Source organism: uncultured Pigmentiphaga sp. (genome assembly GCF_937950555.1).
GTDB lineage: Bacteria > Pseudomonadota > Gammaproteobacteria > Burkholderiales > Burkholderiaceae_B > Pigmentiphaga.
On the sequence record NZ_CALFCW010000059.1, the window covers coordinates 1 to 20,924 of the forward strand.

21 protein-coding genes are annotated in these 20,924 nt (G+C 65.4%); 12 read left to right on the forward strand and 9 right to left on the reverse strand.

Annotation, left to right across the window (positions count from 1 at the left end):
- Window positions 1-12 precede the first annotated feature (12 nt).
- The 6 genes from Q0319_RS14075 to Q0319_RS14100 are packed head-to-tail and all read left to right on the forward strand — an operon-like array spanning window position 13 to window position 5,941.
- Window positions 13-480, forward strand: a complete 468-nt coding sequence (locus Q0319_RS14075; RefSeq protein ID WP_299453643.1) for an aromatic-ring-hydroxylating dioxygenase subunit beta — start codon at window positions 13-15, stop codon at window positions 478-480.
- 14 nt (window positions 481-494) lie between these two features.
- Window positions 495-2,051 (forward strand): UbiD family decarboxylase, encoded by a 1,557-nt coding sequence (locus Q0319_RS14080; protein ID WP_299453567.1) that lies wholly within the window; start codon window positions 495-497, stop codon window positions 2,049-2,051.
- Window positions 2,052-2,083: 32 nt separating this feature from the next.
- Window positions 2,084-3,142: a tripartite tricarboxylate transporter substrate binding protein gene (locus tag Q0319_RS14085; RefSeq protein WP_299453570.1), complete on the forward strand. Its 1,059-nt coding sequence runs from the start codon at window positions 2,084-2,086 to the stop codon at window positions 3,140-3,142.
- Window positions 3,139-4,137: a tripartite tricarboxylate transporter substrate binding protein gene (locus Q0319_RS14090; RefSeq protein ID WP_299453573.1), complete on the forward strand. Its 999-nt coding sequence runs from the start codon at window positions 3,139-3,141 to the stop codon at window positions 4,135-4,137. Before Q0319_RS14085 ends, Q0319_RS14090 begins: the two co-directional genes overlap by 4 nt.
- A gap of 10 nt (window positions 4,138-4,147) precedes the next feature.
- On the forward strand, window positions 4,148-4,954 hold the full coding sequence (locus Q0319_RS14095; RefSeq protein WP_299453576.1) for a class II aldolase/adducin family protein: 807 nt from the start codon (window positions 4,148-4,150) through the stop codon (window positions 4,952-4,954).
- Between the two features lie 6 nt (window positions 4,955-4,960).
- Entirely contained in the window at window positions 4,961-5,941 is a 981-nt protein-coding gene (locus Q0319_RS14100; protein WP_299453578.1) for a 2-dehydropantoate 2-reductase, read from the forward strand.
- An 87-nt stretch (window positions 5,942-6,028) separates the two neighbouring features.
- On the opposite strand, the gene Q0319_RS14105 is transcribed toward Q0319_RS14100, so the two are convergent.
- Entirely contained in the window at window positions 6,029-7,291 is a 1,263-nt protein-coding gene (locus Q0319_RS14105) for an MFS transporter (protein WP_299453580.1), read from the reverse strand.
- 98 nt (window positions 7,292-7,389) lie between these two features.
- Here Q0319_RS14105 and Q0319_RS14110 point away from each other — a divergent pair, with 98 nt between their 5' ends.
- On the forward strand, window positions 7,390-8,292 hold the full coding sequence (locus Q0319_RS14110) for a LysR family transcriptional regulator (protein WP_299453583.1): 903 nt from the start codon (window positions 7,390-7,392) through the stop codon (window positions 8,290-8,292).
- Between the two features lie 168 nt (window positions 8,293-8,460).
- Window positions 8,461-9,234 carry a hypothetical protein gene (locus tag Q0319_RS14115; protein WP_299453586.1) on the forward strand — a complete coding sequence of 258 codons (774 nt, stop codon included), beginning with the start codon at window positions 8,461-8,463 and terminating at the stop codon, window positions 9,232-9,234.
- A gap of 68 nt (window positions 9,235-9,302) precedes the next feature.
- Here Q0319_RS14115 and Q0319_RS14120 read toward each other — a convergent pair whose 3' ends face one another.
- From Q0319_RS14120 to Q0319_RS14145, 6 genes are all read right to left on the reverse strand, one after another.
- Window positions 9,303-10,250, reverse strand: coding sequence for an AraC family transcriptional regulator (locus Q0319_RS14120; protein ID WP_299453588.1), 948 nt, complete (start codon window positions 10,248-10,250; stop codon window positions 9,303-9,305).
- A complete protein-coding gene (locus tag Q0319_RS14125; protein ID WP_299453591.1) occupies window positions 10,247-12,493 on the reverse strand; it encodes a xanthine dehydrogenase family protein molybdopterin-binding subunit in 2,247 nt (748 codons plus the stop codon). The genes Q0319_RS14120 and Q0319_RS14125 overlap by 4 nt, the downstream gene beginning before the upstream one ends.
- 11 nt (window positions 12,494-12,504) lie before the next feature.
- Window positions 12,505-12,966, reverse strand: coding sequence for a (2Fe-2S)-binding protein (locus Q0319_RS14130; protein WP_299453593.1), 462 nt, complete (start codon window positions 12,964-12,966; stop codon window positions 12,505-12,507).
- Window positions 12,967-13,120: 154 nt separating this feature from the next.
- On the reverse strand, window positions 13,121-13,588 hold the full coding sequence (locus tag Q0319_RS14135) for a hypothetical protein (protein ID WP_299453595.1): 468 nt from the start codon (window positions 13,586-13,588) through the stop codon (window positions 13,121-13,123).
- A gap of 169 nt (window positions 13,589-13,757) precedes the next feature.
- Window positions 13,758-14,924, reverse strand: coding sequence for an MFS transporter (locus Q0319_RS14140; protein ID WP_299453596.1), 1,167 nt, complete (start codon window positions 14,922-14,924; stop codon window positions 13,758-13,760).
- Window positions 14,921-16,324, reverse strand: coding sequence for a DUF308 domain-containing protein (locus tag Q0319_RS14145; protein WP_299453598.1), 1,404 nt, complete (start codon window positions 16,322-16,324; stop codon window positions 14,921-14,923). The genes Q0319_RS14140 and Q0319_RS14145 overlap by 4 nt, the downstream gene beginning before the upstream one ends.
- Window positions 16,325-16,741: 417 nt before the next feature.
- On the opposite strand from Q0319_RS14145, the gene Q0319_RS14150 reads away from it, so the two are divergent.
- Complete coding sequence (locus tag Q0319_RS14150) at window positions 16,742-17,380, forward strand: LysE family translocator (RefSeq protein WP_299453601.1); 639 nt, start codon at window positions 16,742-16,744, stop codon at window positions 17,378-17,380.
- Window positions 17,381-17,432: 52 nt separating this feature from the next.
- Here Q0319_RS14150 and Q0319_RS14155 read toward each other — a convergent pair whose 3' ends face one another.
- Window positions 17,433-18,062 carry an NAD(P)H-dependent oxidoreductase gene (locus tag Q0319_RS14155; protein WP_299453604.1) on the reverse strand — a complete coding sequence of 210 codons (630 nt, stop codon included), beginning with the start codon at window positions 18,060-18,062 and terminating at the stop codon, window positions 17,433-17,435.
- 16 nt (window positions 18,063-18,078) lie between these two features.
- Window positions 18,079-18,396 carry a multidrug efflux SMR transporter gene (locus tag Q0319_RS14160; RefSeq protein WP_299453607.1) on the reverse strand — a complete coding sequence of 106 codons (318 nt, stop codon included), beginning with the start codon at window positions 18,394-18,396 and terminating at the stop codon, window positions 18,079-18,081.
- A gap of 83 nt (window positions 18,397-18,479) precedes the next feature.
- On the opposite strand from Q0319_RS14160, the gene Q0319_RS14165 reads away from it, so the two are divergent.
- The 3 genes from Q0319_RS14165 (at window position 18,480) to Q0319_RS14175 (ending at window position 20,899) form a co-directional block, all read left to right on the forward strand.
- Entirely contained in the window at window positions 18,480-18,869 is a 390-nt protein-coding gene (locus Q0319_RS14165) for a helix-turn-helix domain-containing protein (RefSeq protein WP_299453609.1), read from the forward strand.
- A 239-nt stretch (window positions 18,870-19,108) separates the two neighbouring features.
- Window positions 19,109-20,023, forward strand: coding sequence for a LysR family transcriptional regulator (locus Q0319_RS14170; RefSeq protein WP_299453612.1), 915 nt, complete (start codon window positions 19,109-19,111; stop codon window positions 20,021-20,023).
- 114 nt (window positions 20,024-20,137) lie between these two features.
- The gene (locus tag Q0319_RS14175; RefSeq protein ID WP_299453615.1) at window positions 20,138-20,899 is read left to right on the forward strand and encodes an SDR family oxidoreductase; all 762 of its coding nucleotides are present in this window, start codon (window positions 20,138-20,140) and stop codon (window positions 20,897-20,899) included.
- Window positions 20,900-20,924 lie beyond the last annotated feature (25 nt).

Below are 20,924 nucleotides of genomic sequence, written 5' to 3' on the forward strand. Positions count from 1 at the left end.
CTCGCCGCCGACCTGCTCTACCGCGAAGCCGAGCTGTTGGACGAGCGCCGCTGGAGCGACTGGATCGAGCTATTCCTGCCCGATGCCGAGTACTGGGTGCCGGCATGGCGGGACGAAGATCATCCTACCTCCGACCCGCGCGCCGAGCTCTCCTTGATCTACTACGCCAACCGCGGTGGCCTGGAAGACCGCGTGTGGCGCGTCCAGTCCCGCCGCTCCGTCGCCTCGATGGTGCTTCCCCGGACCCAGCACACGATCACCAACATCCGCGTTGCAGACGGCTCGGGCCCCGACCTCCTCAAACTCAAGTCGAATTGGACGACGCAGCAGTTCCTGCCTAAAGAGAAAGTCGTCGAGGTGTACTTCGGACACCAGGAACACGAGTGGCGTCGCGTAGATGGAACGTGGCGCATCGCGCGCAAAAAAGTCGTCCTGCTGAACGACTACCTGAACGCCAAGCTCGACTTCTATAGCCTCTAGGAAACCGCACAGCCATGGCCAACCAACGCGAGCCCGCCCCGGCGGGCACCCTACCCGACCTGGAACAATTCAGCCTCCGGCGCTTCCTCGAATCCTTGCCGCCCGACCAAAAGGAAACGCGTGACGGCCGCATCGAACTGGGCGACATCGCCGCCGTGCTCGATGGCAACCCGCGGGCGGTCTTGTTCAATCAGCCGGGCGACTGCGGCCTGCCCCTGTGCGGCAACGTGGCAGGCAGCCGCGCCCGCCTGGCCCACGCCTTCGGCGCCACGCCCGAAACGGTGACATCCGTCATCCTGCAACGCTTGCGCAAGCAGGGCATCCTCGTCGAGGTCGATCGCAGCCAGGCGCCCGTCCAGCAAATCGTCCAAGTGGGCGAGGAATGCGACCTCACCGCGCTGCCCGTGCACCTGCAGCATGCGCTGGACGGCGCGCCCTACATCTCGGCATCGCTGGACTTCAGCCGAGACCCCGCCACCGGCTGGACGAACGTGGGCATGCGCCGTCTCATGCTGCGCGGGCGGCGAACCGCGGGCATCGACCTCGTCGCGCCGTCCGATCTGCGGGCCATTTACCAGGCGCACGCCGCCCGCGGCGAACCCATGCCGCTGGCCTTCGCAATCGGCTCGAACCCCGTGGACCACTTGGCGGGCACCATGCGCTTGCCCATGGACGAGCTCGAGCTGGTCGCGGCATTGCGCGGCGCACCGATGGGCGTGGTCAAGTGCATCACGAATGACCTCCGGGTCCCGGCGGATGCCCAGATGATCATCGAGGGCTACCTGGACGAGCGCGGCCACGCCGAGCCCGAGGGTCCGTATGGCGAATTCCTCGGCTACTACGGCGTGCTCAAGCGCAATCCTGTCTTCCATGTCACCGCCATTACGCGGCGTCGCGACGCCATCTTCCAAACTGCCACCATAGGCGGGAAGTCCATGGCGTTGACCGACACGGCGCAGTTGTGCTCCCTGCGCACGGAGCTAATGGTGTGGCGCGGCCTGGAGTCGGCCGTGCGCGAGGTCACCGCGGTCTACGCACCGCCCGCCACGGGAGGCTCGTTCAACGTACGCGTTGCGATGCGCCAGCGCGTGCCCGGCGAGGCACGCAACGCCATTGCCGCGATCTTCGCTTCGTCGGCGAACATCAAGCACGTATTCGTCGTCGACCCGGATATCGACGTATTCGACGAAGCCCAGATGGAGTGGGCCCTGGCCACCCGCTTCCAAGCCGACCGCGACCTGGTCGTGCAGTCCGGCCTGCGCGCGATGCCCCTGGACCCGTCGCTGGACGGCGCCACCGTCACCGCCAAGGCCGGTTTCGACTTGACGCTACCCCTGCTGCCGGCCGGCCACGAGCGTCCGCTCGAACACCGGGTGCCCTCGCCTCCCGTCTACGACTTTCCTCGCCATGCTTCGCTGGAAGCGGCGCTGGAGGACGGTCCGAAGCATTTTGCCGAACTGATGGCAGCCATCGGCACCCGCGACGGCCGCGAAATCATCCGGTGGTTGGAAGACACCCACACTAGGCGGCCCATTACACGAGACCAAGACGGCCGCTATCGATTCGCCTGAGCCTCATTACGACAACACCTGGAGGAGACGACATGAGGACCGCAATACCCCTACGTGCACCGCTATCGTTCCGGCGCACATCCCGGTTGCGCCTGGGCAGCGCAATCGCCTTCGGCATGGCTTGCCTCACTCCCTGGGCCGGGGCATCGGCCCAGGCCACCGCGGAGGACTTCCCGCGCCGGCCGGTGACATTGGTCGTGGCCCATACGCCGGGTGGCCTCATCGACACCTTCGCCCGCTTCATGGCCCAGAACTTGTCGGCACGATGGGGACAAGCGGTCATCGTCGAAAACAAGCCCGGCGCCAACCAATTGATCGCCACCGAATATGCCGCACGCGCACCCGCCGATGGCTACACGCTGCTGGTCGGCACGCAAAGCAGCATGGTGTTCAATCCCATCATCCGCCAAGACCTGCCCTATGACGCCATCCGGGACTTTGCGCCCATCACGGGCCTGTTCACCACCCCGCTTTATCTCGTCGTCAATCCAGGCAAGGTGACAGCGCGCGACGTGAAGGAACTCGTGGCCCTTGCGAAATCCCAGCCGGGCAAGCTCACTTACGCCTCCCTCGGCCTGGGCAGCTCACACCACTTGGCAGCGGAGCTGTTCAAGTCCTTGACGGGCACGGACATCCTGCAAGTGGCCTATAAGGGCAGCGGCCCAGCCATGACCGACCTGATCGGCGGCCAGGTGCACATGATGTTCGAAGGGGGTGCCTCGTCCCTGCCACACGTCCGCACTGGAAAGCTGCGCGCACTAGGATCGACTGGCAAGAACCGGACAGAAGCCATGCCCGACGTGCCCGCCCTCAACGAAAGCATCCCCGGCTACGAACTCAGCGTATGGATGGGGCTCGTTGCACCTGCCGGGACTCCCCCCGCCATCCTGGACAAAATCAATCGTGATGTGGTCGAGGTGCTCAAGCGCCAGGAAACCCATGACAAGTTTGCGAGCCTCGGCATCGAAATGATGCCGACCACCCGCGCCGAACTGGAGCAACGCATCCGGACCGAGGTGCCGCAGTGGACCAAGGTGATACAAGCCGCGGGCATCGTTCCCGCTGACGCAAAGAAAGGAGCGGGCAAATGAAGATCAAGTCGTACCTGGGTTCGATTTCCCTTGCGCTTTTGGGTGTGTTCACGACGCCGGCGTCGGCCGCCCCGGCCGACTCATTTCCCTCCAAGCCGATCCAGATCGTGCTCGGCTTTCCGCCCGGGGGCAGCACGGACATCCTTGCCCGGCTCGTCGCGCAACACATGCAAGAAGCGTGGGGCCAGCCCGTCGTCGTGCTCAACCGGCCGGGGGCCAGCACCATCATCGCTACCGAATCGGTCGCGCGGGCGGCGCCGGACGGCCATACCCTGTTGGTCGGCGCCAGCAGCGCCATGACCATCAACCCCGAACTCTATCAATCGCTGCCTTACAACGCAAAAACCGACTTCTCGCCGGTGGCGATCATGGGCAGCTTCCCGCTATTGCTGGCGGTTCATCCCTCGCTGAAGGTGCAGTCAGTCTCGGAGCTGGTCCAGGCTGCCAAGACCCGCCAACTCAACTACAGCTCGGCATCGACCCTGTTCCAATTGGCGGCCGAGATGTTCAAGCAAATGGCGAAGGTGGACGTCACGCACATTCCGTACAAAGGCAGCGTCCAGGCCTTGACCGCGCTGACCAGCGGAGACGTGCAGATGCTGTTCCTCGACCCGGCGCCGGTCATCACGCAAATGAAGGCAGGCAAGGCTCAAGGCCTGGCGGTGACCTCGGCGAAGCGCTGGTCGCTCTTGCCCGACGTTCCGACCATGACGGAATCCGGCGTTCCCGGCTACGACTTTGCCAGCTGGATCGCCCTCTTCACGCCTGCCGGCACGCCCCCGGACATCATCGCCAAAGTGCAGCGCGAGGTTGCCCGCATCGTGGAGCTGCCCGCCGTACGCAGCAAGCTCGAGACGCTGGGCATCGACGCCGGCGGCCGCGCGCTCGGCATTGCTCCGGCCGACAATGGTCCCGCCGCGCTGTCGAAAGTCATCGAGGTCGAGCGCGAGCGCTTTGCCCAAGTCATCCGCGCCGCCAACATCAAACCCGAATGAGGAGCCCAACATGAATGCCCATGACAGGCAACCTGGCTTGTTGCTCGAGGTGCGCCCCGACGGGCTGACCATCCCGGAGCCGCCGCGGTTCGACGATCCGCAAGAAGAACGGCTACATCGCAAGCAGCGCCTCGCGGCGTGCCTGCGCATATTTTCCATGCACGGCTTTGACGCGGGCATCGCCGGCCACATCAGCTGCCGTGACCCCATTCATGAAGACCGCTTCTGGGTCAATCCGCTCGCCGTGCACTTCAGCCGCATCAAAGTGTCCGACCTCGTGCTCGTCGATCACGATGGCCAGATCGTCGAAGGCCGGCACCCGATCAATGCCGCGGCTTTCTCCATTCATTCCCGCATTCACCGGGCCCGTCCGGATGTCGTGGCGGCCGCGCACTCCCACTCCCTGTACGGAACGACCTACGCTTCGCTCGGCCGGCCCATTCCGCCGATTACGCAGGAGGCTTGCGCCTTCTACCAGGACCACGCGGTCATGCAGGCCTACAACGGCATCGCCTCCGAACTGTCGGAAGGAGAGGCCATCGCCGGCGCGCTCGGCCCCCATAAGGCGGTAATCTGCCGCAACCACGGATTGTTTACCGTGGGCCAAACGGTCGAGGAAGCCGTCTTTTGGTTCTTGCGCATGGAGCGGGCTTGCCAGCAAGTCCTGCTGGCCGAGGCAGCTGGCCAGCCGGTCGAGGTAGACGAAGCGACGGCCTTGCTGACCCGCAAGCAAGTCGGCTCACCCAAGGCCGGTTGGTTCGGCCTGCAGCCGCTGATCGACAAGGTACTGGCCGAACAACCCGATCTCTTGGATTGAAGCAACATGAAAATCTGTGTGTTTGGCGCAGGTGCCATCGGTGGGTTGATTGCCGGCGCCTTGGCCCAATCCGGCAACCAGGTCTCGGTCGTTGCGCGCGGCGCCCACCTGGACGCCATCGTCCGGAACGGGCTCGAGGTACGCACGGACCGAGGCAATTGGAAGGTACGCATACAGGCGTCCTCCCGCGGCGAAGACCTCGGCGTCCAAGACGTCGTGATCGTCGGCGTCAAGACCTGCAGCCTGGCGGACGCCCTGCCCGCCCTCGCCCCGCTCATTGGTCCGAAAACGACCGTCGTACCCGCGATGAACGGGGTGCCGTGGTGGTTTTTTTCCGGTTTCGGGGGGCGCTTGGAGGGAACCCGGCTCGACAACCTCGACCCGGGAGGCCGCATCGCAGCCGCCCTGCCCGAGCGCCAAATCCTCGGCTGCGTCGTTTACCCGACCGCCCATCTTCCCGCGCCTGGCGTGGTACAGCATACGGGGCGCTGGGAGCTCCATCTCGGCGAGCCCGACGGCAGCCTTTCCGCGCGAGGCCAGGCGCTGCAAGCCCTATTGTCGGACGCGGGCTTCTCCTGTTCCCTCACCCCGGACATCCGGCGCGAGATCTGGATGAAGCTGATCGGCAACGCCGCCTTCAATCCGGTCAGCGCCCTCACCCGGGCCACCTTGGACCGCATGCTGGACGACCCCGGGATCTACGCGCTGTTGGAAACCTTGATGAACGAAACCATCGCCGTCGGGCGCGCGCTGGGAATGGCCATCGAGCAAAATCCGCGCGCGCGGCTCGAGCGCGGCCGGCCCTTGGGCAAGGTCAAGTTCTCCATGCTCCAAGACCTGGAGCTGGGCCGGCCGATGGAACATGAGTCGCTCAGCGGTGCCGTGGCCGCGATCGGCGACCTCATCGGCGTCCCCACGCCGAACATGCACGGGGTACATGCCTTGATACGCGCGCTGGCCACCTCCCTGGCGGGCGACGCGCGCTGAGCCATGCGCGCCCGGCGCGGGATCAAAGCGGTCCGCCCGGCCTAGGGCGCGGCAGGCGTCCCGCTTCGACATGTTGCCGGGTCGCGCTCAGGCCGCCCCAGCCGCGCGCCTGGCGCCGGTCTTCTTCATCGACGCAGTTTGCACCGTCTTGGCCCTGCCGGCGCCCAACCCGAGGAACAGGGTTGCCACGCCGATGATGACGTAGAAGACGGCTACCGTGCGCCACGAGGCCGTCGCGTCATGGATGATGCCGACGGCGAACGGGCCAATGCCTCCACCCACGATGTAGCCGATGGTCTGCGACATGCTCGACAATTGCGCGGCGACGTGCGGCGTGCCAGACCGCAGCACGATCAATGACAGCGCCAGGCCAAACGCCCCGCCCTGCCCCAGGCCCAAGATGATGGAGAACAGCGTCAACGACCACACCGGCGCGAAGATGAACCCCAGCAGGCCGGCCAAAGTCAGGACGACCATCAGGGCCGCCATCGAACGCTGGTCACGCTGGCGCGACGCGATCATGGGCACGAGCAAGCCGGTCGCCATCTGGGCGATGTACGAGACCGACACGATGACGCCGCTTGCGGCAAGGCTGAGCCCGCGCGCCTGCAGCATGCTCGGCCCCCAGGTGAAGACCGCATAGGCCAGCGCGGAAACCAGCGCCAAGTAGCCGGTCACCTGCCAGGCAATGGGATCCCCCATGATGGATTCGACGTGGGCCACGGCAGGCCCGTGGGGATGCCTGTGGCGGAACAATTGCGGGATGACGATGATGGCCGCTGCCAAGGCGGGAAGTGCCCAGACCAGCAGCGTCATATGCCAGCTACCTAGAGCTGCCCGGAAGGGCGCGGCCGAGGCCGTCGACACTGCTGCACCGAGGCTGATCAGCATGGTGTAGGCCCCCATCATCCGCCCCACGTGGCGGGGGAAATCCCGCTTGACGACCACCGGGGTCAGGATGCCGAGCACGCTCATGGACGCACCGATGACGACGGTGCCCGCGAACAGCGGGAAAACGCCGAAGCTCCTCAGCACACAGCCGACCACGATGCCGATCAACGACGCCAAGAGCACGGCCTCGTTCCCGAACCGACGCGCCAGGGGCGGCGCGAGGGGCCCGAACAAGCCCAGACAGATCACCGGCGCTGTCGTCAGCACGCTGATCCATGCGCCGGAGAGATCGTAATCTTGCTGGATTTCGGCCAAGAACGGCGCGACCGACGTAATGGCCGGTCGAAGGTTGAAAGCAATGAGAAAAATGGCGAATGCCGCCCATGCAGGGTGATGGAGAACGAGCGAGCGCAACGTCTGTCTACCGCCGCTCGAGTGATGCCGGTTGTGAGTTTCCATAACGAGTCCTTTTTCCGGCTCGATTATGAAAGCTCGCTTTCATGCAAACAAACAGATTTATTAGATAATTTATATCTCTATCGAAGATTAATACGGCCATGCAAATCCGCCATCTCGAACTATTCGTCGCCGTTGCGGAGGAACGCCATTTCAGTCGCGCGGCCGAACGCGAACACATCGTCCAATCGGGCATCTCCGCGGCCATCCGCGCGCTCGAAGAAGAGCTGGGTGCGCTGCTGTTCATACGCAGCACGCGGCGGGTCGAACTCAGCCCGACGGGGCGTCTTTTTCTTCCGGAAGCCAGGCGCATCCTCGAGGCGGTCAAGAATGCCAAGGCCGCGGTCGCGGGAGTCAGCCAGGGGCTCACTGGGCGCCTGGCGATCGGCACCATCGAAAGCCTGGCGCCCTTTCTCGACCTGCCCTTGCTGTTGCAGCGTTTCCACAAGGCGCATCCCAAAGTAAAGGTCGTCGTGCAGGAAGCGCACTTATCGGCGCTCGAAGACAGCCTGCGCCATGGCCACCTCGACCTCGCCTTCATGCCGGCCCCCTCTCGCGCGGCTTCGGGGCTCTCATACGACGGACTCTTCACTTCATCCATGGTGGCCGCGCATAGCAAGGATCACCCCCTCGCCGGCCGAAGCTCGGTCAAGCTGGGCGAGCTTCGCCACGATACCTTCATCGACTTCTCTCCCCGCTGGGGAACCCGGCAACTCGTCGATCAAATGTTCGACGGCCATGGCATCGCACGGGCCACGATATGCGAAGTGGAAAGCTACGACCTGGTCGCACAGTTCGTGAACCGGGGAGTCGGCATCGCGGTCATCCCGGAAGCCATGGCCAAGTATCGGAAGCTGCCCTACGTGAAAATCGAACCGGACAAACGCAAGGCACCCTTCCCCACATGGGAAGTCGGCCTCGTCCGCGTAAAAACCAAGGGCGAGTTGTCCTCCAATCCCCCTGCCGATATTTTCTGCGAGTTCGTCAAGAAGGCCGTCCGTTGAGTGGGCAAGCGTGGGCGAGCCCAGGGCATGCGGTGGTATGCCATGATGCCCCCGCCAGCGATCGCCGCCATGTCATGGAACGCCATCCACGCCTTATCATTCCGTCCACCATCTGTCGAGGAACGGAATATCCACAAACCATAGAAAATCAATTTGGGGGGAACATCGATGACGCACACGTGCCTCTTGATCTTGCTGGCGATGGTCGCCACCGCCGGCGCGGCGCACGCCCAGCAAACGCAGCGTTGGTCCGAATCGCAGGCCGGCCCGGTCTACACCGAACGGTGGTCCGAGTCCCAAGGTGGATCGACGGCCACGCAGCGCTGGTCTGAATCGCAAAATGGTCCGACCACCACCCAGCGCTGGTCGGAATCCCTAGGTGGCTCGGGGCAAGGCCAGCGCTGGTCGGAGTCCTTGGGCAATTCCGTCCCCGCCCACCGCAGGCCACGCCCCCAGAATGCCTCCTCCCCACAGCGTTCGCCCGCAGCCCCCGCGCCGGGCACCAACGCGCTCGGCGGTTCCGCGCGGCCGATGGCGGGCGGCGGAACGAACGCCGACCGCGTCGAAGTGCGCAGCGGATGCCATGTGCAGTTCTCGAGCCGCAGCGGCCCCAAAGTTCCTATCCGCTGGTTCGGCATTACCCAAGACGTGACGATCGTTGGTCGCCGCGCCAATGGCGAGTTGTGCGCCCTGTTTGAGGACGGCAGTTCGGAATGGATTGCCTCCAACCAGGTCATGACCGCGGCAGAGAAGCAGGCCCATGACCAGCACATGCAAGCCCTGGGGGCGGGCCTGCAGCGCCAACAAGCCTTGACGGGCAGCTCGCCTCACCAGATGATGGACAAGCTGCGCGAGACCTCCAACGCTCTCAACCGCGAAACGCAGGAGCTATACCGGCAGACCGAGAAGCACTACGAAGACCGGCGTCGCTACGGTCGATAGCGCACGCTCTATACCATCCATGGGTGCGGCCCGGCACCCGCGCATCCCCTGCGGGCACGTCTCGCGTTCTAGGCCTCGACCAGCGGGCTGCCCCGCAGCCGGGCAATGTCGCGCACCGGAGGCAGGCCAAACAACCGGCTGTATTCGCGGCTGAACTGCGAGGCGCTCTCGTAGCCGACGCGGTGCGCCGCCGCCCCGGCATCCAAGTGCTCGGCCAGCATTAGGCGACGCGCCTCGCGCAGCCTGACTTGCTTCTGGTACTGCAGCGGGCTCATCGCCGTGACGGCCTTGAAATGATGGTGCAATGAAGACGGGCTCATGTTGACCGCCTGCGCCAGGTTTTCGATGCGCAGCGGCGAAGCGAAATGCCGCTTGATCCACTCTATGGCGCGGGCAATTTGCTGCGCGGGCCCGCCAGGCAGCACGATGCGGCGCAGCCGCGGCCCCAGTTCGCCGGTCAGCAGCCGATAAAGCATTTCCCGCTCGACCAAAGGGCCGAGCACGCGCAGGTCGCGCGGCTCGTCCAGCAGCCTGACCAGCCTGAGCGCGGGCTCCAGCACTTTGGTGTTGACGCTGCCGACGGCAATGCCGCGGACAGGCCCGGCTTCAGGCGCCGTAGGTAGATCGGCCTCGCTGACCAGCTCGCTGATGCGAAGCGCATCCAGGTCCAGCGCAAGGCACAGATAAGGCGACTGCGGCGTGGCCTGGGTGATGCGCGCCTGCACGGGCAGATCGAAGGCCGACACCAGATAATGGGAGGCGTCGTACTCGTAGACGTCGTCCCCCAGGTGCACTTGCTTGGCTCCCTGCGCCGCGATGGTCAGCGATGGCCAGTACTGGCCACAATCGAGGGCCGAAGGTGCGGAAAACCGCGCCACGATGAGCCCCGGATACGCGGTCTCGTGCATGCCATCGCCCGGGACCAAGGCAGCGATGCGCTCGGCCAGCTCGGCACGCAGCGCCTCCAGCGACGCGTCGCCCGCGGCGGGCGGCATCCGGTGCGCGCTCGGCGTCATGCCCGGACCCCGGCACGGGGCGTTCGAATCGGCAGCGACCGCACGCGCACGCCCACCGCATTGAAGATGGCATTGGCCAGGGCGGGCGCAAGCGGCGGCACGCCCGGCTCTCCCACCCCGGTGGGCTTGGCCTGGGACGGCACGATGTGGACTTCCACGCGCGGCATCTCGTTGATCCGAATCACTCGGTAATCATGGAAATTGCTCTGCTCGACCACGCCATCCTTGAGCGTGATGGCGCCATGCAGCGCGGCCGACAGGGCAAAGCCGATGCCACCCTCCATCTGCGCCCGCACCACGTCGGGATTGATGGCGATGCCGCAGTCTATCGCGCAGACGACTCGGTCGACCTTGAGCGCTCCATCGGCCGCGACCGTGACCTCCACGACCTGCGCGGCCACGGAATGAAAAGACTCGTGCACTGCCACGCCTCGCCCTCGCCTCGATCCATCGAGCCCCGGCGCGAGGGGCTTGCCCCAGCCGGCCCGTTGGGTGGCCAGCTCGAGCGCAGCCAGGTGGCGCGGACGCCCTTTCAGCAGCGCACGCCGGTACGCGACCGGGTCCTGTCCGGCCGCGACCGCCGCCTCATCGACCAAGGTTTCTGCGGTAAACGCGGTATGGGTGTGGCCCACCGAGCGGAACCACAACACCGGCACGGCGACGTCCCGGACGGTGTGCAGCTCGACCTGCAGGTTGGGCACGTCATAGCTCAAGTCGGAAAGGCCCTCCACCGAGGTGATGTCCACACCGTTCTTGACCGCGACCGGTGCGAACGGAGAAGACTCCACGATGGACTGCCCCACGATGCGCACCTGCCAGGCCGTGATGCGGCCCTTGGCATCCAGCCCCACCCGGGCCCGATGCAGGAACATGGGGCGGTAATAGCCGCCGCGCATGTCGTCTTCGCGCATCCATGCCATTTTGATCGGCGCACGGATGCCTTGGGCGCGCGCGGCCCGCGCGATGGCCACGGCCTCCAGCACGTAGTCGGCAGTCGAGCTTGCGCGCCGGCCGAAACTGCCTCCGGCGTATAACTGATGAATGGTCACGCGTTCCGGGGGAATGCGCAGGTAGTCGGCGACCGAGCGCTGGTCTGGAGTCTGGAACTGTTCGCCATTCCAGATCTCGCATTGCCCGTCGCCCAGCCGCACCACGCAATTGAGCGGCTCCATGCTCGCATGGGCCAGGTACGGGAACTCGAAATCCGCCTCGATGATGCGCGCTGCAGACGCGAATGCCGCCTGCGCATCGCCCTTGCTCGTGGCCGCCAAGCCCGGGCGGGCAGCGATCTCCCGATAGCGGGCCAAGATGCCATCGCTGCTTTCCCGGTAGGCGCCGCTTTCATCCCACTCCACGGCCAGGGCATCGCGGCCCTTGCGCGCCGCCCAAGTATGGTCGGCCAGCACGGCCACGCCCGCGAATCGCGTGGCCGAGCCTTCGAACTGCACCACGGCCCGTACTCCGGGTACCGCCAGCGCCTTGCTCGCATCGACGCGGCGCACGGTGGCGCCAAAGCGCGGCGGGTGCGCGGGCACCGCTACCAACATGCCCGGCAGCTGCACGTCTTGCGTGAACAGCGCGCGAGCGCGCACCTTGTCGGCACCGTCGGCGCGACGCAGCACTGGCTTGCCGATCAAGCCGAACTCGCCTGGCGACTTGAGGCGGACTTGCGCGGGAACGGATTGCCGCGCAGCAGCCTGGGCCAATTCCCCGAACCCAGCGCGCCGGCCAGACGAGGCATGGCTGACGATGCCTTTGGCCACCGTGATCTCGCCCGCCGGCACGCGCCACCGTTCGGCCGCGGCCGCCACCAGCATCGCGCGGGCGGTCGCGCCGGCGCGACGCATCTGCTCATACGAGTTGGACATGGCGGTACTGCCGCCCGTGCCCTGCATGTCCAGGGCGAAATTCTTGTACAGCTCGGTATTCGCGGGCGCCCCTTCCACGCGCACGCTTTCCCAGTCCGCATCCAGCTCTTCGGCAAGCAGGGTGGCAAGGCCCGTATACGCCCCCTGCCCCATCTCGAGATGCTTGGCGTAAATCGTCACGATGCCGTCCGTGCCGATGCGCACAAAGGCGTTGGGCCGGAAATCCGCGCCCTTGGCGGCTTGCGCGGCGCGCGCCGCGCCCAGCGGCGCCAGGTACATGCCCAGGACGAGGCCTGCACTGCCCTGGACAAAGCGACGGCGGACCGGATCGGCGGGCGCGCCGGGCGAACGTTCTACGGTGATCTGCGACGTCATGGCACGCTCCCTCAGGCCAAGGCTTGGGCGGCGTGGCGAATCGCCGCACGGATGCGCTCGTAGGTCGCGCACCGGCACAAATTGCCGCTCATGGCATTATCGATATCTGCGTCGGAGGGGCGGGGATTGGCGCGCAATAGCGCCACTGCCGACATTTGTTGGCCCGACTGGCAATAACCGCACTGGACCACGTTCAGCGCATCCCAGGCAGCCTGCACGGCCTGGCCCACCTTGTCAGCCCCCACGCCTTCGATGGTAGTCACGCGGCGCCCGGCCACGGCGGAAACCGGGGTCACGCACGCGCGCACCGGCGTGCCGTCCACGTGAACCGTACAGGCACCGCACAACGCCATGCCGCAGCCATATTTGGTGCCTGTCAGCCTTGCCAAATCGCGCAAGGCCCACAACAGCGGCATGTCGCCAGGCGCATCGATCGCTGTGTCGGCCCCATTGATGTTCAAACGAATGGTCATGCTCGTACCCCTGTGGTTGAGCGCCCGCCGGCGGCGCTGACAGGGATAAGCTTACGAACGGCGCGTGGCTGGGAGCAATGCCGATTGCTCCAATTTTCTTGCCTAATTCTGCAAAGCGAGGCCCCGGTGCCGGCTTGGGAGCAAGCGTCGCCGGCTAAGCGCGCAAGAGGAACGCCCAGCCCAGATACCCGACCAGGACCACCGCCATGCCGAGATCGGAAACCATCGCGACCATCTCGTGCCACGTCCATTCGCGGTTGCGCACGTGCTGGATGCCGGCAAGGGCGTAAAAAATCGCCCCTGCCAGCGCAGCGGCGCCTACCCATTCCGGAAAATGCAGGCTCGCGATCGCCGCGGTGCCGATGGCGAGGTTGCCGAATCCGATCTCCAGCACGAGTTTTTCGGCCTTCGGGTCGTGGATCTCGAAAATGCCCCGGGCGGTGAAAGACGGCTTGGCGCATTGGTACATCCCCGCCGCGATCAACCGCCACCCGACACCCCAGTAGACGAACCATTTCCCGATGGCCGGCATCAGGCCCATGGCGCCGGAAACGGTTTCCCACGCCACACACGCCACAGGAAGAACGAGCATGAAAAGCAGGACGACGACCAAGTGCTGCATTGCCGCCTCTCTCAATTCAACCGGCTACGGGGATTGACGTTGACGCGCGGCGTTCCCTGGATCCACGCCAGCTTCGCTCGGCTCGCCTGCCGGCCGGTGGTGATGTGCACTGTCACGGGCGCTGGCGGCAGCTCCGCCGCCGACGCGTGCGCACCATGACGCACGCAGCCTAGTGTACCGAACCCTGGGCATGCGTATCATTCCTCCTCATCCCGCCTCGATGAAAGCCCGCGGCAAGCGCAAACAGCGCGCACGCGGCGCCTGCAAAGACAGGCAGCCCGTGCGGCGACACCTCCATGGCCAAGCCCGCCAGCACCGGCCCGACCAGCGCGCCTAGCCCCCATGCGATCGACAAGAGCGCGTACACGCCGACCAGCTCCGCGCCTTGGTAGCGGTCGCCGAGGATGGCGAGCATGGTCGTATAGATGCCGACGAACGCCCCGCCCCAAACGAACAGCAAAGCGTAGGCCAAGCCTTCCATCGCCAGGGCGGCGGGCCACACGAATGCGCCGGCCGCCGACAACACCGCCAGGATGAGCACCAGGCGATGCCGGCTCATCTTGTCGCTCAACCACCCGATGGGAAGCTGCAGCACGATGGAACCAAGGAGCAAAATCGTAAGCAAGATGGTGGCCGACTGCTCCGACCAACCTAGCTGGATCGCATAAAGCGGGAGCAGCGACAGCCCGGCCGACTCCAACCCCGCATTCAGCGCTGCCGCCGCGACCGCCACCGGTGCCAGCCGCAAATACCTGAACGGGCTCTCCTTGGGCGCCGGTTCGGGCGGCGGCTCTTGGGGCCTGCCCAACTGGAGCACCACGCAAGCCAAGAGCGTCAGCACCGCCCCGATCACGAAAGCCAGCGCCTCTTCGCGCCCCGCGAGCGTCAGGATGGCAGGCCCGAGCGCGATGCCCGAGGACATGGCGGTCACGTAGACGGCCACCGTCCTGCCCCGCTTCGCCTCCTCGGTGACCTGGTTCACCCAAGTCTCCGACACGACGAACAGGGTCTCCGACGCGGCGCCGAGCGCAGCGCGCAGGGGGAACCACAGCCAGAAAAATGGCACCGCGGGAAAAGCCGCGAACAATGCGCCTGCCAGGACGAGCGCGCCTTTAGCAAGCCGGCCGAACCCCTGGCGCGACAACAGCCGGGGCAGCAGCGGCGCAACCAGCAGCACCCCGATCGCATACATGGCGCTATTGGCGCCGATTAGCGTTTCGGTATACCCCGCCTCCGACAGCTCGAGCGCGATGAGCGGCGAACTCAAGCCGTAGGTCAGGCCAAACATGGCGGCCGTCAAGATGACGATCGCCGTCGTCCTGGCTTGCCCCGTCACGCGGCGACTCCCTTGCCCTCGTGGCGTTCCCGCCTGTGCACTAGGCGCCGGCGCAAGCGGAGCGCCTCGCGCACACGCTTGCTCCAGCGGCGCCCGTCGCTTTCGACGACCTGCCGGAGCAGCCGGGCGTAATCGAGCACGAGCCCCGGCGTCCACGTCATTGCTTCAGCCCGGCCGCGCACGAGGCGCATCAACCAGAAGTGCGGATCGCTGAGGATCCTGAACATGTCCCGCCACAGCCTGCCGGTGTAACACGCGCCTTCCATCGCGGCGTCCAAGGCCTGGATGACCGTGGTCGAGCAATTGCGCGCCGTCAGGTTATAGGTGTCGTCCTGCGAATACGCTGCCCAGAACGTACGCAGCGCCTGGGGATTGAAGCGCCGGAAAGTCACCTTCTGGTCTGGCATGCACCACGCAGCTGCCTCCGCCTGCAGCGACTCGTTGAAGCGGCCGGGGACATCGTTCTCCCGCGTGGCGAGCAACAGCGGCCGGAAGTCCTCCGGGCTGTGATCGATGTCGTTCGCAGGATAGTGGCTGATGTAGAGATCGGGCGGCATCTCCAGCGCGGCGTGGCCCGTGGAGATGACGCCTTTCTTGTCGACGGCTGCCACGTAGCGGTCGATCAACAGCCTGCGCTCCGGGTCTTGTGCCGAACCGACCGCCGTCCAGATATGCACGTGCAGGAGTTCGTCGCCCTTGCCGGCGGGCACGCCCTCGCCGGCCACCGGATGCACTTTCCCGCCTTGCCACCAATTGCGCGCCGCGTAAAACGGCAGCGACGTGATCGACGCCCCCTCCGGCAGCCGCCGCAACGGCAGCGACATGCGTACGAGCGCATAGCCGGAGCTCAGGAGCAGCAAGGCAAAGCAGAAAGGCACCGTCAGCAAATGCGGCACCGGCCAGGCAAACAAAATCATGAGAGACAGGACGACCTCGACCAGCCCCGCCACCATCCCCATGCGCCAACGGGGGCTGCGCACCACATACGCGGAGCAGATCCGGAAAGCCCCGTCTGCCAGAAAAGCCGCCCCGAAAACCATCGCGGCGCCGATGTTGTCATCCCAGGGAACGTTGAACACCAGGAACGCGGCGAGCAAAAAGGCCAAGCCCCTCAGCGCACCGCCCCAATGCTTGCGCAGGCCCAGGGATGCGGCGGCAACGATCTCCACCACCCCTTCGACCACCAGGAAGAGCGCAAAGGTATCCAGGACGACCGTCAGCACCCCATCGCTCAAGTCGAACAGGATGAGGGCCCCCAGCAACATCCAGATGATGCCGGCAACAATCAAGTACCGCCACATGGGCTTGAGTGCGCGGGCGCCGAGCAAAAGGAAGAGCAGCCTGATCATGAAAGACCGAAACCAAAGCAAGCGATCGTGACCGATAGCGTGGGCGCTCATGGCAAAACGTCCGCGCAACGCGGGCTACTATGCCATAGGAACATCCGGACCGGCCACGCGGGGAGGCGCTCGGCGTTGCGCGAGGCATACAGAAAGTCCCGAAACGGCGCGGCCCGTACGGTGAGCAGGTACTCTCGTTACGACCTGAACCACCAGGCCCTCCGGTCACTCCACGCGGCGAATGGACTGGCGCGGCGAAACGATATGAGCGCCGCCCGCTCGTCCGGCGGCGCCAACGGCAAGACGGTGCGGAGTGCACCCAGGAATCCCGCGCCGAACCCGAACCCTGCAGGGATCGATCCGGCAAGCACCAGCCAGGCAAGGCCGCCGACGTTGATCGACGGAATTCCGTGCAATATTTCTATTGCCCTGCGCTTGTCCAAGCTTCCCCCTCTACCTCTGCCCGGAGCCTTTTCCATGGTCTCGTTCGTGAATTGGTCGGCGTTTGCGCTGGTTTCGCTGGCGATGGTCCTCACCCCCGGCCCCAACATGATTTACTTGGTCACGCGCTCGCTCCTGCAAGGACGCACGGCGGGGTTTATTTCGCTGTTGGGCGTAATTCTCGGCTTCGTTTTCTACATGGTGAGCGCGGCGCTGGGGTTGACCGCAATCCTGATCGCCATCCCCTACGCATATGAAACGCTCCAGTGGGCCGGCGCGCTCTATCTCCTTTATCTCGCGTGGAACGCCGTCAAGCCCGGTGGCGGTTCGGTCCTGTCACCCAGGACAGATCTCGGCATCGACAGCGCGCGGAAACTCTTCACCATGGGTTTCGTGACCAACCTGCTGAATCCCAAGATCGCCCTGCTCTACCTGTCCTTGCTTCCCCAATTCATCGAACCGGAGAAAGGGCACGTCCTTTTCCAAAGCGTCACCTTGGGGCTGACGCAGATTGTGATCAGCTTCTCCGTCAACCTAGCCATCGTTCTGACGGCCGGCTCAATCGCCAGGTGGTTTTCGGGACGCCCGGCCTGGCTGGCGTTCCAGCGATGGGCCATGGCGAGCGTACTGACCGCCCTGGCCGTCAGGCTGGCACTCGACCGCCGGCGAGCGTGAAACGCGCCGGTGTAGCGCGGGCCTGCTGTCGATGCATCAGCTGACGAAGGCGCTACAACAGCGAAGCCGCATGGCGAGCCCGCCGGGCGGTGGCGGCCTTCACCTGGGCCAATCGTTCGGGATCGGCCAGCGTGGGCGCAACCGCGATCTCATCGACGACTTCGACGCCGATGAAGCGCAGCCACTGGCGCATGTAGGGCTTCTGGAAATCCTCGTAGGGCTTCGGGGCCTCGGGCGAGAAGTCGCCCGCGCTTGAATAGACCAGGACGGCACGCTTTCCCTGGAGCAGCGGCCGGTACCCCTCGGCCCGCGACCACGACCAGTTCTGCCCAGGCAAGGTGACGACGTCGATGTAGTGCTTGAGGCGGTAGGGAACACCGTAGTTCCACATCGGCAGGCTGAAGACGTAGCACTGCGCCTGGTTGAACGCCTCAGACAGGCGCACCGCCCTCGCCCATTGGGCACGCTGCGCGTCCGTCGCATCCTGGGAGCGGAGGACCGCAAACTTAGCAGCGATCATCGTGGCGTCGAATTCGGGAAGATCGAGGTCCCAGACGTCGACCGTTGCGACGCTCCGCGAGGGATGCAGTTCCCGGTAAGCGCTGACCAATTCCCTGGCCACCGCTCCCGAATGGGAGTCGTGCTGGGAAGGCGAAGCGCTGATGTACAGAAGGTCGGTCATGTCCAGCAGTCTCCCTTCAAGCTTCGATCAAGCGCAGGCCGGCCACGCCTAAGACCACCAGGCCCATGCAAAGCAAGCGCGGCAGCGAAAGCGTGTCCCCATTGGCAGCGATGCCATAGATGGCCACGCCCACGGCGCCGATGCCGGTCCAGACGGCATAAGCCGTCCCGGTCGGCAACTGCTTGATCGCGTAGGTAAGCAGGAAAATGGAGAGCAACGCGGAAACGATGCCCACGGCCCCGGGCAGGGGCTTCGTCCACCCGTCCGCAGCCTTGAGTGCGGCAGCCATGACGATTTCGACGGCTCCCGCAGCGAAAAGCAGCAACCAAGCCATGTCGACTTCTCCGCTAACGCTTGAAAGACTTCGCATTTTGGGAGCACACTTTCTCACCGACAAGTACGCACCTTTTGGTTCCCATGAATGCGAAGCCCCGCTCGAAGAAGCCGCGTGGAAATGTCTACAGTGCCGAATGCCCTTCCCGTGGCGTGCTGGAAATCATTTCCAGCAAGTGGGTGCTGCTCATCGTTCCGCTCCTGGCGAAACGCCCCATCCGCAACAACGAGCTGCTGCGGCTGATCGATGGAATCTCCCAGAAAATGCTGACGCAGACGCTCAGGGAGCTGGAACGCCATGGCTTGGTCGAGAGGATCGACCATCGAACCGTGCCGCCACACGTGGAATACCGGCTCACCGCCCTCGGGCATTCCCTGAACCAGGCGCTGGAACCCGTCGACCACTGGGCAGAGCAAAATTTCCCGCGCATGCTGGCGGCGCAAGTGGCGTTCGACGAGAATCCGGGGCGGTGAGCCGGGCAAGGCTGTCAGCGCCTGCCGAACCGAGTCGCCAGGTGCACTGTTGACGGCCACGAGCAAGTCAATTCCATACCTAGGAGCACACTCAGGCTGGGTAGAATTTGAGGACCTCCTGCAATTGGAGAGCCCCTTGAAGACGAGTCGGTTAACCGAACGCCAGATCGTTGCCGTGCTGGCTCTTCCTCTTCCCCGCCCCCCGTTCGCGCCGGGTGAAGTGCCCCGGGAGCCGCACGATGAACGACGAGTTGGCTGAATTGCGCGCCTTCGTGGCCGTTGCACGCGCAGGTGGCTTTCGCGAAGCGGCACGCGTGTTGCACGCCAGTGCGTCCGGCCTGAGCGACGCGGTTCGCCGGCTGGAATCCCGATTAGGCGTGCGCTTGCTGCACCGGACGACTCGCAGCGTACGCCCCACGGAACAGGGCCAACAGCTGCTCGAACGCGCCGGCCCGGCATTTGCGGAGTTGGAGCAGGCCTTGCACGCGGCGGGCAGCCCCCAGCCAGGCGAACAACCCACCGGGTACTTGCGATTGAACGTGCCGGTCAACGTCGCGCGCCTGTTCCTGCCCCCGTTGTTGGCGCGTTTCATGCAACGCTATCCGGGCATCGTGGTGGAAGTGATGGCCGACAGCCGGCCTGTCGACGTCCTCGCCGCCGGCTGCGACGCCGGCATTCGCTACGAGGAACGGCTGGAACAAGACATGATCGCCGTGCCCATCGGCCCGCGCCGGCAGCGATTTGCCACCGCCGCAGCGCCAGCGTACCTGGACCAGCATGGGCGCCCACAGCATCCCCGCGACTTGATGTCCCTGCGCGGCCTGCGCTGCCGTTTCGCCAATGGCAGCTTGGATACCTGGAACTTCCAGCGCGGCGAGGACGTTTGCGAGATCGAGCCGCCTCCCGCCTTGGTCTACAGCGCCGGCACCGCTGCCGACTTGGGCGTGGCCGCGGCGCTTGCCGGCGAAGGCGTCATCCACCTGTTCGAGGAGTGGCTGCGGCCGCACCTTGAAAGCGGCGCGCTGGAGCCAGTGCTAGAGCCTTGGTGGCAATGGTTCCCGGGGCCGTATCTCTATTACCCAGGGCGACGGCTGCTGCCTGCCCCGCTGCGTGCGTTCGTCGATTTCGTGAAAGCCGAAGCCGCTGACGCCTGAAGCCTGCAGACTGTTCGCTGGAACGGACACCCTGTCCGCCCGTTACCGGGTTATCGGCGCCATTCGCGGACAGTACCCTTGCGCTTGTATCACCTTGCAAGCGAAGGAAATCCTATGTCTGCCACCAACAAGATCGCCCTCGTCACCGGCGGCAGCCGTGGCCTGGGCCGCAACACTGCCGAGAACTTGGCCCGCCGCGGCTTCGACGTCGTCATCACTTACCGCAGCAACCAGGAAGAAGCCGCACGCGTGGTTGCCTGGATAGAAGCGGCAGGCCGGCGCGCGGCCGCCTTGCCGCTGGACACCGGCGAGAGCTCGGCGTTCCCCGCCTTCGCCAAGGCCTTGCGCACCGTATTGGCCGGCTTCGGTGCCGAGGGCTTCGACGTGCTGGTCAACAACGCAGGCATCTCGCACCACGCCAGCATCGCCGAAACCGCCGAAGCGGACCTCGACGCGCTCTACAACGTCCACTTCAAGGGCGTGTTCCTGCTGACCCAGCAACTGCTGCCGCTGGTCCGCGATGGCGGCCACATCGTCAATATCTCCTCCGGCCTCACGCGCATCATCTTTCCCGGCAGCGCCGCCTACGCCGCCATGAAGGGCGCGGTGGAGATCTTCACCAAGTACCTCGCCAAGGAACTGGGGCCGCGCCGCATCCGCGCCAACGTGGTGGCTCCCGGTGCCATCCAGACCGATTTCAGCGGCGGCGTCGTGCGCGACGACCCACAGGTCAACAAGGCGGTATCGGACATGACCGCGCTAGGGCGCCCCGGCCTGCCCGACGACATCGGCCCGATGATCGCCTCCCTGGTCTCGGAAGAGAACCGCTGGGTCAATGCCCAACGTATCGAGGTGTCTGGCGGCATGTCGATCTGACGGCATTGCGCACCGCGCCCGTGGC